We start from the raw sequence: 14,871 nt of genomic DNA, 5'->3' as shown, positions 1-14,871 counted from the left end.
GGATTCAGATTTATGTCAAACGAACGTGAGCTTTCATTTGAAACATTGGCAATTCATGCAGGCCAGGAGATTGATCCAACTACCAACGCACGAGCTGTACCCTTGTATCAGACAACATCCTATGGATTCAAGGACACCGAGCATGCAGCTAACTTGTTTGGTTTGAAAGAGTTTGGCAACATCTATACCCGACTGATGAATCCAACAACCGACGTGTTTGAGCAACGGATTGCGGCGTTGGAAGGCGGAGCTGGAGCGCTGGCTACAGCTTCTGGTCAGGCAGCCATTACGTTTTCACTTCTGAATATTGCTGGTGCAGGTGATGAGATCGTGTCTTCGGCGAGTTTGTATGGAGGTACATACAATCTGTTCTCGACGACTTTGCCGAAATTGGGTATAGACGTGAAATTTGTGGATTCCAGTGATCCTGAGAATTTCCGGGCAGCGATTACGGAGAAAACGAAAGCATTGTATGCCGAAACGATCGGTAATCCGAAGGGGAATGTACTGGATATTGAAGCGGTGGCAGCGATTGCTCATGAACATGGAATTCCTTTGATCGTGGATAATACGTTCCCAAGTCCGTACCTGCTTCGTCCAATCGAACATGGAGCAGATATTGTCGTTCACTCTGCAACGAAATTTATTGGCGGTCATGGTACGTCCATTGGTGGCGTTATCGTGGATAGCGGAAAATTTGACTGGAAAGCAAGTGGCAAGTTCCCTGGATTGACGGAGCCGGACTCCAGTTATAACGGTGTTGTATATACGGAAGCGGTTGGACCGATTGCTTATATTATCAAAGCTCGTGTACAGCTATTGCGTGACCTGGGTGCAACAATCTCTCCATTCAACTCCTGGTTGCTGCTGCAAGGACTGGAGACATTACATCTGCGCGTAGAGCGTCATAGTAGCAATGCCCTTGCGGTTGCGGAATTCCTTGAGAAACATGAGGACGTGTCTTGGGTTAGTTATGCAGGTCTGCCGAGCCACGGTTCTTACGAGCTTGCACAGAAGTATCTGCCAAGAGGGCAGGGTGCCATTCTGACCTTTGGAATCAAAGGTGGTGCGGACGCAGGTCGCAAATTGATTGAAAGTGTCAAACTGTTCTCTCACCTTGCGAACGTTGGCGATTCCAAGTCACTGATTATTCACCCGGCAAGTACAACTCACGCACAGTTGACTGAAGATGAACAGACCGCAGCAGGGGTTAATCCGGAGTTGATTCGTCTGTCTGTGGGTACGGAGAACATTCAAGACATTATCTATGATCTGGAGCAAGCCATCAAAGCAAGTCAGGGAGCAAGTGTAGGCGCGTAAATGGCATTGGGTGGATGTGTAAACAATCACTTAAGCGATATGCCATAAACAGGTCATATTGAATATCAATACATGGTTAAAGCCGTTGTCCTCTGGGACAGCGGCTTTTTGTCTTTTTTTAACACGCATATATGAGTATCCATCGAAAAAGCCCATTTACAAATGTGGATCACAGGCATATACTGATTAAAAGTTGTATTGAGTAAAAATAATTGCACAAGTACAAAAATGATTATCATTCTCATTCGAGATTATTGTAAAATCATTCACAAAACCATGCTGCTGCGGGATTCCCGCAGCAGCATGTGTCATTTTTAGGGCATTAACAATGGCTCTCATTCTCAATACAACTTCATTTCTGGAAGCGGAACTTGAGCACATTCACTATCCGCAAACCTACCATTTGAAAGGAACGTGATTTATATGCAAGCGATACATCAACCTCTACACAGACAGCAACAAGCAGAACAACGCTCATCCCAAACACCCGGCCCAAATCGGGGCAAGAAGCCTGATTTTCGAGCCATGATGCAGAATAAAGAGATGCAATCTGCATTGGGCAGCGGGCTGTTGATGCTGATTGCCTGGGGAACTGCACCGTATTTTGGTACCTTATCCATCATGCTCTACATTGTGGCGTATGCCGTGGGCGGTTGGACCAAAGCGAAGGAAGGTATCGAGACACTGGTTAAGGACCGTGATCTGGATGTAAATCTGCTGATGATTGCCGCATCCCTTGGGGCAGCAGCCATCGGTTACTGGAATGAAGGGGCGATGCTTATCTTTATTTTTGCACTCAGTGGTGCGTTGGAAAGTTATGCGACAGAGCGCAGTCATAAGGATATCTCATCGTTGCTCGCACTTAAGCCGGAGACTGCACTGCGTATTGAAGATGGACAGATGAACCTTGTGGCTATTGATGATCTGCAGCCGGGTGATCTGCTGTTGGTCAAACCGGGAGAACTGATTCCTGCGGATGGCGTGGTGTACCGGGGGAGTTCTTTTATCAATCAGTCGTCCATTACTGGAGAATCCCTGCCTGTGGACAAAGTTGCGGGGGATGAAGTCTATGCAGGTACGGTAAACGGGGAGGGCGCATTATACGTAGAGGTCACAAAATCGGCGGAAGGGTCACTGTTTGGCAAAATCATTAAAATGGTGGAAGAAGCGCAGGCGGAACTACCGGATTCTCAGCGTTTCATGGAGCGGTTTGAAGGGATTTACGCACGTATTGTTGTGGGGGTGACCTTACTTGTAATTGCAGGAACTCCGCTGCTGCTTGGCTGGACATGGAATGAGGCATTTTACAAAGCGATGGTATTTCTGGTGGTTGCTTCTCCTTGTGCATTGGTGTCTTCCATCATGCCTGTTATGCTGTCCGCGATGTCCAGCAGCGCTCGTCGTGGCATTCTCTTCAAGGGTGGTGCCAATATGGAGAATATGGCTCGCACGCAGGTCGTGGCTTTTGACAAAACAGGCACATTGACCATGGGCACCCCTCAAGTCACCGATATTATTACGGCTGAACATGTAGATCGTACCCAGCTGTTAGCTGCGGTGGCAGCAATTGAGAACATCTCCATGCATCCTTTGGCTCGTGCCATCGTAGATCAGGCGAATAAGGAGAATATCACCCTTCAGGAAGCGGAGCACGTACAGGCTCTAACGGGCTGGGGCATCGAAGGAACGGTGAACGATGTGGTCTGGAGTATTGGCAAAACAGATGTAATGGAATCGATGCAGTCAGAGGAGATGAAAGACAGCAACGTTGATGATCCAGATAAACAGGGTGTTACCCCTGTGAAGGTGTCTTCTGAGTGGGACGATGTACGCTCTCGTCTTGAGGGGGAGGGAAAAACCGTATCCGTTGTTATGGCTGATGGTGAATTAGTCGGGCTGATCGCGATGCGGGACACGGTACGGCCACAGGCAGCAGCTGCAGTGAAAAAGCTTGAAGTGATGGGTATAAAAGTTGTCATGTTAACAGGAGACCGAGCCAGATCAGCTTCTGTAATTGCCCGTGAAACAGGAGTAAGTATGGTCTATGCAGATTTGCTGCCTGAAGATAAAGTGAAGCAGGTCCAAGCGCTCCGCAAAAAGTATGGTCCTGTGTTAATGGTAGGGGATGGTGTCAATGATGCACCAGCACTTGCAGCAGCTACTGTGGGTATGGGGATGGGATTGTCCGGCAGCGGGACTGCATTGGAGGTCGCTGATGCGGTATTGATGAACGATAACATTGAAGAGATCGCTTGGGTGATTGGGCAGGCTCGTCGAGCACAGCGCACGGTGAAGCAGAATATGTTTTTTGCCATCACCGTTATTCTGGCCTTAATTGCTGGTAACTTCCTCCAGGATGTCGCACTGCCTCTAGGTGTGGTAGGACATGAAGGAAGTACAATTCTGGTTATTCTGAATGGGCTCAGGCTGCTACGGTAATCAGATTTGGAGAGGAAAATGGTTAAGTGGTTTCGCTGGTAGCATGCGGCTGGTTGAACGGCTCACGTTTGAACCTTGGGTCAGCGGGTAATGATTCGAAGAGACGATTCGATAATAAGGGAGCTGTGAAATATGGGACGTTATGTACAAGTGGAACCAAATGTAAAAGTATATGTTGAAGATATTGGCGAAGGCACCCCGGTTGTCTTTTTGCACGGCTGGCCTGTTAATTATAAAATGTTTGAATACCAATTGAACGTACTTCCGAACCATGGCATTCGTGCCATCGCGATAGATTTTAGAGGATATGGCTTATCGGATAAGCCTTCCACAGGATATGATTATGATCGCATGGCAGACGATGTTCGTGCCGTTATCGATGAGCTGGAGCTGAAAGACGCGGTACTTGCAGGGTTCTCCATGGGTGGAGCGATCGCAGTTCATTACATGGCTCGCCATAAGGGACATGGTGTCTCCAAGCTGGCCTTGTTATCTGCGGCAGCCCCTGTGTTCACACAGCGTGAGGGATATCCATATGGATTGACCCCAGAGCAGCTGAACGAGCAGATCATTGAGCCGATCTTTGCAGATCGTCCGAAGTTACTGGAGACGTTTGGCGGCATGTTCTTTGCTAAGAAACACAGCCAGCCATTCATGGATTGGTTCCATGCGCTTGGCATGGAGGCTTCATCCTATGGTACTATTCGCAGTGCAATTGCGTTGCGCGATGAGGACTTGCGAGGTGAACTGAGTTCCATTCAGGTGCCAACAGCCATTTTGCACGGGAAAAAGGATGAGATCTGTCCGTTTGACTTCGCCGAGCAGATGCACAAGGGCATCGCTTCGTCTCAACTGATTGCTTTTGAAGAGAGCGGTCATGGTGCATTCTATGATGAATTGGAGAAATTTAATTCGGAACTGATACGTTTCATCCAATCCTGATCAGGAGAGGGCATAATGCCTCTGACAGGCGATCCCAGTAATTTCATGGAATCTTCATTTGTGGCTAAACAAAGAACCCGGTCGACAGTCTTGGACTGATCGCCGGGTTCTTTAGTCTTCAATTAAAACAATTCGGTAAGACCAATCATCGTGATGAGTCCGAGCAAAAAGGACATCGTCGCCACACGTGCATTGCCATCGCCGTGACTCTCGGGAATAAGTTCCTTGTAAACAATAAACATCATCGCACCGGCTGCAAAGGCCAGACCATAAGGCACAAGACCAGCTACGAGACTGCTCAAGGTGTAACCAATCATAGCTGTTATAATCTCTACCGCTCCGGTCAGGGTGGCAATACCCAGTGCTTTGAAGCGGCCAATGTTCTGGTTCACAAGAAAGAGGGCTACCAGGAATCCTTCCGGCGCATTCTGCAATCCGATGGAAAAGGCAATGAGATTGCCCAGGTTCTCATCCGAGCTTGCATAGCTGACGCCAACGGATAACCCTTCCGGCAGGTTGTGCATGGTGATGGCTGCAATAATCATGAAGGCTTTGGTTTCAATTTTAAAAGGCATTTTCTCGGGATTCTCCAGATCGACGTGTGGAATCTTCATCTCCAGCACCAGTAGAACCAGGCTACCAAGCATAATACCAAATGCAAGTACAAAGAGATTTGATTGGCCAAGCGCTTCCGGAATGAGATTATACACCGAGGCCGAGGTCATAATACCAGCGGCGTATGCCAGCAAGATATCACGCAGACGGTGCGATATTTTGCGCATAAATAGAATCGGTACGGCCCCTAGGCCGGTAGACATGGCTGATATAAAACTGCCAATGAGTGCATCGTTCATGCTTCCATTTTCCCTCCTGATGAAGACTTCTTCATAATCGCTGCCGAGCATTGACACCGTACATAAAAGAGATCATAATGAACAACAGATTAGAATGATTATAAATTAGAATTCCGTTTCTGCATAGGGCCATTGTCATATCACAGGCAGGTCTTGTGGACATGATGTGGGCTTTTCGTTCTAGTGTATGCAAAAGCCTAAGCTTTTGATGCCGGAGGGTCTAACCTTTTTGCAGAACCCGGGGGAGGAACTATACATGTATAAATCAATTATTATTGGAACAGGCCCTGCAGGGCTGACAGCAGCAATCTATCTGGCACGTGCCAACTTGAACCCACTCGTTATTGAAGGACCACAACCTGGTGGCCAACTGACAACAACGACTGAAGTGGAGAACTTCCCAGGTTTCCCTGATGGTATTATGGGTCCTGAACTGATGGACAACATGCGTAAACAAGCTGAGCGCTTCGGTGCTGAATTCCGTACAGGCTGGGTGAACAACATCGACATGAGCGAGCGTCCATTCAAGATTCAAGTTGAAGGTATGGGTGAACTCGTGTCTGAAACATTGATCCTGTCTACAGGCGCATCTGCTAAATACCTCGGTATTCCTGGCGAAGAAACAAATGTGGGCCGTGGTGTCAGCACATGTGCAACATGTGATGGATTCTTCTTCCGTAACAAAGAAATCATCGTTATCGGCGGTGGCGACTCTGCCCTTGAGGAAGCAAGCTTCTTGTCCCGTTTCGGTTCCAAAGTAACACTGGTACACCGTCGTGAAGAACTGCGTGGCTCCAAAATCATGCAGGATCGTGCACGCAGCAACGAAAAAGTAGAAATGGCTTTGAACCGTACACCACTCGAAGTACTTGCTGGCGACAACGGCGTAACCGGATTGAAAGTGTTGAACAACGAAACAGGTGAAGAAGAAGTGATTCCGGCAAGCGGCGTATTCGTAGCTATCGGTCACACACCAAACACTGGATTCCTTGGCGGACAGATCACTACGGACGAACATGGTTATATCCTGACTACACCAGGTACATCCGAGACAAACATCCCAGGTGTATTTGCATGTGGTGACGTACAGGATACACGTTACAAACAAGCGATTACAGCTGCAGGTAGCGGATGTATGGCTGCCATGGACACAGAGAAATACATTGAGAGCTTGGAGCACAGCGCAGTTGTTCTGTAATAGAATGAGCTGATTTCAACCAAACTATAGATTAATATAAAACCATATGAGGTGAATTAAACATGGAAAACGTAATTGTATATACATCAACGAACTGCCCGAACTGCAAATCCGTAAAAACGTTCCTGGCTGACAAAGGTATCTCTTATGAGGAGCGTAACATCGAAACTAGCGATGAATTTGCACAACAAGTATGGGATATGGGTGTACGTGCCGTGCCATTGACTGTAATTGGTGAACACCGCATTCTGGGTATGAACAAAACTCAATTTGCCAAAGCATTGGACGCTTAAATCAGGCTTATTATCTGAATTATCATGTGTTGAAAGAAATTTTCGATTCATATGCAATTCCGGTTTTCGCGAGCCGTTAGGATATAGAAAGAACCGTACCCGGAAGGGTACGGTTTTTTGTGCATTTACTCTGAGTGTAATGAACGGATATTTAACTGATCGCAAGCAACGTGAAGTTCTAAGATGATGGCGCAATGAATTATCATTCGGAATTGTCCGATGTACAGAAGTGCGATATCATTTTCTTAAGTCGCAGAGCATAATTGAGGTGAACAAGCAGCATGATTATAGATCAGGAGGAGCATTTTCGCTTCTGGGAACAGGCAATTATACGAGATATCCATGTTGAACGTGCTATTCTTGCAAAGGGTGAAAGAACATTATTCACGATGCAGTCCAGCAGTTTTTTCTGTATAAAGAGAGGGAACTTACTGGTATTGCTTAATCAGAAGACCTATTCCATCCATCCTTTTGAGATTATTCATGCTCCTTCCAAAAGTCTGTTTGAAGTTAACGCAGGTTCAGACGGAGCAGAGTATATACTAATTTCGTATAAAGCAGAACGGCAGTCAACGTCCGGCGATGAGCCGCTGTTTGTAGATGAACACAAAGATCCAACTCACATTACATATCGTGTGACACTAGCGCAGCCAATGATGTTATATGAAATTGCAGATCGTATGTTAGAGACCCAGCAGCAGGAGGGGCCTTCGGTTCCGCTTCAACTTAAGGCATCTTTCTATCAATGGGTTTATCATATGGTGGAACAATACTATTTACAGTCTCCGGTCGTCAAAACGGCCAGTCCAGTCGAGTTGGTCATACAGACTTTGGAGTACCTGTTGCAGAACTATGCAAAACCGCATACGTTGGATTCTTTGGCTGGGGTGATGGGGCGGAGTCCGGGTCATCTCTCGAATTGTTTCAAACAAGTGCTTAATCGTGGACCGATTGACTGTCTAATCCGTCTACGTATGCAAAAAGCATATAAACTATTGGCCGAGACGAAGCTTCCGTTACGAGTAATTGCATCATCTATCGGGTATCAGGATGCGTATTATTTCAGCAATGCCTTTAAAAAGTACAGCGGAATTTCTCCACAGATGTATCGGAAGCAAATCAAGGAGGAAGATGTTATATCCTTAGCAGGAAGAAATCATATTGTTGGCTCTCCAGGCCCGTGTTATATTCCATCTTATGATAATGATAATTATTATCAATATTTGGATGGAGGGTCTGATGAAATGGTGAAAAATATAAAGAGAGTCCCAATGGCTTTACTGATGGCTTTTGGGTTGCTGTTAAGTGCATGTAGTGGCGGTTCTTCAGGGAATACAGGGGCTGCAACAGGAGATGGAAGTACAGCTCAATCGAAAGCACCAGCTTCCCAAGTAAACAGTTCAAGCGATATTAATACAAATGAAAATGTCCAAGCGACAACACGTATAGTGAACACATCCATGGGTGAGGTCGAAGTGCCAGCTAATCCGCAGCGTGTCGTAACGGATTTCTTTTTGGGTCATATTCTGGCCTTGAATGTAAAACCCGTAGGAAGTAACGGCGTATTCATGCAAAACCCTTATCTGGAGGGCAAGGTTTCCGGTATCGAGGATATTTCGGACAATCTTGAAGCAATAACTGGACTGAACCCTGACCTAATCGTTACAGGTAATGCCAAAAGTTACGATGCTTATTCCAAAATCGCCCCAACCGTCTTTCTGGACAACTCGGCCCCCGTTCGTGATCAGGTTAAAGAGCTTGGCGTTATATTGGGGAAAGAGGCTGAAGCATCGGCATGGCTTACCGATTTTGAACAAAAGGTGACTTCGGCCAAGGAGAGTTTAAGCAGTATAATCAAAGAGGGAGAAACCGTTACTGTGTTTGACGGAGGCTTGAGCAAAGACATCACTCTTTATGGTAATGCGCATACGGGCAGAACGATCCATGGTGAATTGGACTTGCCTATGAACGAGAACGTGAGACGCAGCGTTGATCCAAAAGTGGGCTGGGCTACGATCTCCAATGAACTCGCCGGATCATATGCTGGTGATTACATATTTATGGCCGTGGATGCCAAAGCGGAATCGTTTGACTATGCAAGTGATCCGGTGTGGGGAACGCTAGACGCAGTCAAAGACAATGAGTTATACGAAATTGATGGCTACAAATTCTATTTCTCCGATCCGATCTCCGTGATGGGCCAGATTCAGGATATTGTCGACATGATGGAAGAACGCGCTCTAGAGAATTCCAAAAAGTAAGCACGGTTACGCTAAAATAGGTAAGTAGAAAAATCCCCTTGCGTCCGTAATTCAGAGTACATGATAACGTGTACCCATGAATAACTGCGAAAGGGGATTTTGCATGAAAACAAATAATTACATCTAGAAAAAAATACTCATGAAAGTCTGAAATACAACATACACCAGCAATCCTGACAGCATGTACATGAAACCAGCCTTCTTTTTGCTCTGGAACAATCGGAGTATGCCAAGGCTGAACAGGGGCGCAAGCACAATCAGGAACAGGAGGACGGTGACAAACATTTGCGCCGAGATATCTGAAGTATCCACGTAGGTCACGCTTTTTTTCACTCCGTTTCGTTATCGGAATTAACACAGCTTGATTCACACAGCCATGACAAAAATCACATAACCCCATTATACATCTGGATTTCTTTAACAAAAAGGGAGGAAATGGGGCGAAATGATGTCAATTTTCATCTGTTATTAGACAGACACTCTGATTTTTCCTAAAAACTGGGATATCGCAGAGTAAGCGGCACCAACGCGGGTGGAACGGCTGCCCAGAGCTGCCCATTCAATCTGCAAACTGCGGCGGTGATAAGGTAATGTACGTTCCTCGACAACCTGTTTTAACGACGTTTCAATCCAGGGACCTGCTTCAGAAAGCGGACCACCAATGATAATACGTTCCGGGTTGAAACTGTTAACGATGTTGGTTATGCCAATCCCCAGTTTGCGTCCAATCGTGTTGTATAATTCCTGAACAGTATCGTGGCCTTGCTCCGCATGATGAATAAGCTCTCGTGTGGTATGAGCAGGTAATTTTAGCTGATGGTCCGGGTGCTCGTAGGCTTTTTCCGATGCGTATAACTCCCAGCAACCACGATTACCACAGGAGCAGGGCAGACCTTCCGCTTCAATGGACATATGGCCTGTTTCCCCTGCGTAGCCCCACGCGCCTTTGTATAATTCACCATCTACCATGATGCCTGAACCAATCCCCATGCCTGCACTGATGTAGATCATGTGACGGACACCGATACCTGCCCCAAAATTCAACTCTCCATGAGCACCAGCATTGGCTTCATTATCGATCGTTACAGGCAGTTCAAATTCTTCTTCAAGCATCGAGCGCAGAGCTACCTTCTCCCACCCCAGGTTGGGTGCAAACAGGACCGTTCCTGCCTCATCCACCATGCCGGGCACTCCGATACCGATGCCAATGACACCGTGAGGGGAAGCAGGAGCAGCTTCAATGAGCTGTTTTGCTGCCAATTTCAATTGCTCCAGTACAGAGGAGACGTCATGATGTTCCAAGGTCACTGCGTACTCTGTAATGATGTGTCCTTCCAGATCTGTAAGCACGCCTTTCAAATGGGTCACACTGAGTTCCAGACCGACTGCATAGCCTGATGTCCCTCGGAACAGCAGCATGAGTGGTTTACGTCCGCCGCTGGATTCACCAGGGCCAATCTCCTGCACCAGGTCATCACTGATCAGATCAGCAACCAGGTTGGATACCGTTGCTTTGTTCAGCCCCGTAACCTCGGACACTCGTGCGCGAGAAAGAGGGGCATGGCGCCGGATCGTATCGAGAACGATCGACTTGTTTATTTTTTTGACCAGCATCTGGTCTCCGGTAATTTTCATATGGTTAAGGCACTCCTATTCTTCTGATAAAAGGGTTCTGACCCACATCCGAAACAAGTTATTCGACTATTATAGCGTAAACAAACATGTAAAAAACAATTTTATTTTACTTTGTTTAACCAATAGACAAAGTATATTCGATGTGATAGGATAACGGTGTAAACGATTTCTTAAAACTATTGAGGAGGCATTTTACACATGGCCTATTTTGAATCCGTTAATAAAATTGCATTTGAAGGTAAAGATTCCAAGAATCCTTTTGCTTTTAAACATTATAATCCGGAAGAAGTGGTAGCCGGCAAATCGATGGAAGAACATTTCCGTTTCGGCATGGCTTACTGGCATACATTAACTGCAGGCGGCAGTGACCCGTTTGGTGCGGAGACAGCTGTTCGTTCGTGGGATAAATACTCGGGTCTGGACCTCGCGAAAGTACGCGTGGAAGCGGCATTTGAATTTTTGGAAAAAATGAATCTCCCGTTCTTCTGTTTCCACGATGTGGACATCGCACCAGAAGGCAACAACCTGCGCGAGTTCTACAGCAACATTGATACAATCGTTGATCTGATTGAAGATCATATGAAATCCAGCGGCAAAAAACTGCTCTGGAACACGGCGAACATGTTCTCGAACCCACGCTTCATGTTTGGTGCAGCTTCCACTTGTAACGCAGACGTGTATGCTCATGCTGCGGCACAGATCAAGAAAGGTCTGGAAGTGGGTAAACGTCTGGGCGCTGAAAACTATGTATTCTGGGGCGGTCGTGAAGGTTACGACACATTGCTGAACACAGACATGCAACTGGAGCAAGACAACATTGCTCGCATGTTCCACATGGCTGTAGACTACGCGAAGGAAATTGGCTTTGATGCACAATTCCTGATCGAGCCTAAACCAAAAGAGCCAACGAAACATCAATATGATTATGATGCAGCAACTTCCATTGCTTTCTTGCAAAAATACGGTTTGGACAAACACTTCAAACTCAACCTGGAAGCGAACCATGCTACACTGGCTGGTCACACATTTGATCACGAAATCCGCGTTGCTCGTACAAACGGTATGCTCGGTTCCCTCGATGCGAACCAAGGCGATATGCTGATCGGTTGGGATACAGATGAGTTCCCGGTTGACATGTACGATGCTACGTTGACAATGTATGAAGTATTGAAAAACGGCGGTATCGGCCGCGGTGGTGTGAACTTTGACGCAAAAGTACGTCGTGGTTCCTTCGAAGCAGACGATCTGTTCCTGGCACACATCGCAGGTATGGATACGTATGCGAAAGGTCTGAAAGTAGCAGCGAAATTGATCGAAGATCGCGTATTTGATGACTTCATCGAAAAACGTTACAGCAGCTTCAGCGAAGGTATTGGCGCAGATGTAGTTGCAGGTAAAGCAACACTGGCTTCCCTTGCTGAGTATGCACTCAACAACGAAAGCCCACGCAAGAACCAATCCGGACGTCAGGAATTGCTGAGAGCACAACTCAACCAGTACATCCTGGCTGACTAATAGCATAGCGGATTAGGCAGGGTTCGTGTACGTCGACCACCGATGGTTACTCAACTCATATGTGTTGGACATTAGTGTCCAAACTAGCCTATGCACAAGATTAGCTTGTACCATGGAACGCCTGAACAAGCATGACATTCGGACCGTCCCCGACTTTCCCTTGGGAAGACGGGGACGGTTTTTTGATTAAACAAACAACGCTATTTTTTAGATTTTTGATATAAATGTTTCTTTAAGATGGTGTATGCAGAACGAAGTGAGCAGAAAGGACCCGAGGAAGCGGAGCGTGCGCTAAGAGCTTTCTGAAAGAAAGCTGGCTTCGGAAGCATAGGCTTATCCCCGGATTTCTCCCTTTTCAAAGGGATTAAAGGAAATCTGGGGGTAACGGCGATTCGATGGTTTTCTGATCACGGAGTGACCACATGAGCATCAAGGTTTCATTTATAACCAATGACGAATCAAGGTTATTGGATCAATCTTTCTGCTAATAAAAACGAGTATGTTTTTACACGTTTCATATCCATGTGTGTCCAGTATCATGCAAAACGGAGTGAGCAGAAAGGACCCGAGGAAGCAAAGCGGTCGCATTTATCCCCGGATTTCACCCTTGCTAAGGGGTATAAAGGAAATCTGGGGGTAACGGCGATCCAAGGGTTTTCTGATCACGGAGTGACTTTCATGCGTACTTGGATCTTTCGTGGATATAACCTGTGATAAACGAGAGGAGTTAACCTATGAGTTACGTAATTGGTGTCGATCTTGGAACCAGCGCGGTCAAAACCGTGTTGGTCAATCGTGAAGGAAAAGTGGCATTTGAAGCATCCGAGGCATATCCGTTGTACCAGCCCAAGGTTGGATACAGTGAACAAAATCCCGAAGATTGGGTAGAGCAAACCATTGTTTCCTTGCGTAAATTGCTCGAAGTGTCTGGCGTGCAGCCTTCGGAAATCGAGGGATTGAGCTTCTCCGGTCAGATGCACGGACTGGTTTTGGTGGATGCTGAAGGTAAACCGCTGCGTAACGCAATCCTGTGGAACGATACACGCACAACGGCTCAGTGCCGCCGGATCGAAAAAGTACTGGATGGCAAGCTGTTAAGTATTGCCCGGAACCGTGCACTGGAAGGATTCACCTTGCCGAAAATTCTGTGGGTTCAGGAGAACGAGCCTGAATTGTTACAGCAAGCATCCTTGTTCCTGTTGCCAAAAGACTATGTGCGTTATCGCCTGACCGGGGATTACGCTATGGATTATTCTGATGCAGCGGGAACTTTGTTGCTAGACGTTGCAGGTAAGCAGTGGAGCAAAGTGATTGCAGAAGCATTCGAGCTGCCGATCTCCCTTTGTCCACGGCTTGTGGAATCGTTTGAGGAAGTGGGCACGTTGTTGCCTGAGATTGCGGATCAAACGGGTCTGGCGGCTGCGACGAAAGTATATGCAGGTGGCGCGGATAATGCTTGTGGTGCCATTGGCGCAGGTATTCTGAGTGAAGGACAGACGATGTGCAGCATCGGAACGTCCGGGGTTGTGCTTTCCTACGAAGAGCGTAAAGATCTCGACTTCGAAGGCAAAGTACACTTTTTTAATCATGGGGAGAAAGATGCCTTCTATATTATGGGGGTAACGCTTGCCGCAGGATATAGCCTGTCCTGGTTTAAGGATACGTTTGCAGCGGATAAATCGTTTGATGTGCTCTTGCAGGGCATTGATCAGGTTCCGGCGGGCAGCAACGGATTGTTGTTCACACCGTATATCGTTGGGGAGCGTACACCTCATCCGGATGCGAATATCCGTGGCAGCTTCATCGGTATGGATGCAGGACACAAGCTGGAGCACTTTGGACGTGCGGTGATGGAGGGCATTACCTTCTCGCTGCGCGAGTCCATTGATATTCTGCGTGGTGCAGGCAAAACCGTCAATGAAGTCATTTCCATTGGTGGCGGTGCCAAGAACGAAGCCTGGTTGCAAATGCAGGCGGATGTCTTTAACGCTACGATTGTGAAGCTGGAGAGCGAACAGGGTCCTGCGATGGGTGCAGCAATGCTGGCTGCCTATGGCTGTGGCTGGTTCTCGTCCTTGCAGGAATGCGCAACAGCGTTTATTCGCCCAGCGAAGTCCTATGAGCCAAACCCGGAAACGGTTGCCGTCTATGATGGACTGTTCGCACTGTATCAGGAAGTTTATGGACAGACACGTAGTCTCAATGATCGTTTGGCTGAATACCGTTAATTCATTTATTTCACTACATTAATCTTATGATTACATTTAAAAGCATCCGCGAAGGCGGGTGCTTTTTTGTCGTTCATCAAGATTAACCCCATGAAAGGTTTCCTTGTCCTGCATATCTGCATTCCGGCTCTGCATAGATTGAGAATAGAGGATTGTGATCCGTCCAGGCATCGTGTGTCGGACATT

Annotated in this window: 11 protein-coding genes; 8 read left to right on the top strand and 3 right to left on the bottom strand. The window is 47.0% G+C overall.

The window, feature by feature from the left end; all coding sequences use genetic code 11:
• Window positions 1-12: 12 nt before the first annotated feature.
• The 3 genes from C161_RS02225 to C161_RS02215 all read left to right on the top strand — a co-directional run bounded on the left by C161_RS02225 (window position 13) and on the right by C161_RS02215 (window position 4,701).
• A complete protein-coding gene (locus tag C161_RS02225; RefSeq protein ID WP_036668035.1) occupies window positions 13-1,320 on the top strand; it encodes a homocysteine synthase in 1,308 nt (435 codons plus the stop codon).
• A 423-nt stretch (window positions 1,321-1,743) separates the two neighbouring features.
• Window positions 1,744-3,759, top strand: coding sequence for a heavy metal translocating P-type ATPase (locus tag C161_RS02220; RefSeq protein ID WP_036668034.1), 2,016 nt, complete (start codon window positions 1,744-1,746; stop codon window positions 3,757-3,759).
• 132 nt (window positions 3,760-3,891) lie between these two features.
• A complete protein-coding gene (locus C161_RS02215; RefSeq protein ID WP_036668033.1) occupies window positions 3,892-4,701 on the top strand; it encodes an alpha/beta fold hydrolase in 810 nt (269 codons plus the stop codon).
• Between the two features lie 122 nt (window positions 4,702-4,823).
• On the opposite strand, the gene C161_RS02210 is transcribed toward C161_RS02215, so the two are convergent.
• Window positions 4,824-5,555 carry a ZIP family metal transporter gene (locus C161_RS02210; RefSeq protein ID WP_036606933.1) on the bottom strand — a complete coding sequence of 244 codons (732 nt, stop codon included), beginning with the start codon at window positions 5,553-5,555 and terminating at the stop codon, window positions 4,824-4,826.
• Window positions 5,556-5,811: 256 nt separating this feature from the next.
• Here C161_RS02210 and trxB point away from each other — a divergent pair, with 256 nt between their 5' ends.
• The 3 genes from trxB to C161_RS02195 all read left to right on the top strand — a co-directional run bounded on the left by trxB (window position 5,812) and on the right by C161_RS02195 (window position 9,307).
• Window positions 5,812-6,753 (top strand): thioredoxin-disulfide reductase, encoded by a 942-nt coding sequence (trxB, locus tag C161_RS02205; RefSeq protein ID WP_036668032.1) that lies wholly within the window; start codon window positions 5,812-5,814, stop codon window positions 6,751-6,753.
• Window positions 6,754-6,815: 62 nt separating this feature from the next.
• Window positions 6,816-7,046: a glutaredoxin family protein gene (locus C161_RS02200; RefSeq protein ID WP_036668031.1), complete on the top strand. Its 231-nt coding sequence runs from the start codon at window positions 6,816-6,818 to the stop codon at window positions 7,044-7,046.
• 281 nt (window positions 7,047-7,327) lie between these two features.
• Window positions 7,328-9,307, top strand: coding sequence for an AraC family transcriptional regulator (locus C161_RS02195; protein ID WP_036668029.1), 1,980 nt, complete (start codon window positions 7,328-7,330; stop codon window positions 9,305-9,307).
• 123 nt (window positions 9,308-9,430) lie between these two features.
• Here C161_RS02195 and C161_RS02190 read toward each other — a convergent pair whose 3' ends face one another.
• Window positions 9,431-9,628: a hypothetical protein gene (locus C161_RS02190; protein WP_017692236.1), complete on the bottom strand. Its 198-nt coding sequence runs from the start codon at window positions 9,626-9,628 to the stop codon at window positions 9,431-9,433.
• 147 nt (window positions 9,629-9,775) lie between these two features.
• Window positions 9,776-10,942 (bottom strand): ROK family transcriptional regulator, encoded by a 1,167-nt coding sequence (locus C161_RS02185; RefSeq protein ID WP_036668027.1) that lies wholly within the window; start codon window positions 10,940-10,942, stop codon window positions 9,776-9,778.
• 198 nt (window positions 10,943-11,140) lie between these two features.
• On the opposite strand from C161_RS02185, the gene xylA reads away from it, so the two are divergent.
• Window positions 11,141-12,457: a xylose isomerase gene (gene xylA / locus C161_RS02180; RefSeq protein ID WP_036606941.1), complete on the top strand. Its 1,317-nt coding sequence runs from the start codon at window positions 11,141-11,143 to the stop codon at window positions 12,455-12,457.
• Between the two features lie 734 nt (window positions 12,458-13,191).
• A complete protein-coding gene (gene xylB / locus C161_RS02170) occupies window positions 13,192-14,685 on the top strand; it encodes a xylulokinase (protein WP_036668024.1) in 1,494 nt (497 codons plus the stop codon).
• Window positions 14,686-14,871 lie beyond the last annotated feature (186 nt).

This window comes from Paenibacillus sp. FSL R5-192 (assembly GCF_000517845.1).
Lineage (GTDB): Bacteria > Bacillota > Bacilli > Paenibacillales > Paenibacillaceae > Paenibacillus > Paenibacillus amylolyticus.
This window is presented reverse-complemented; position numbering and strand designations above follow the sequence as displayed.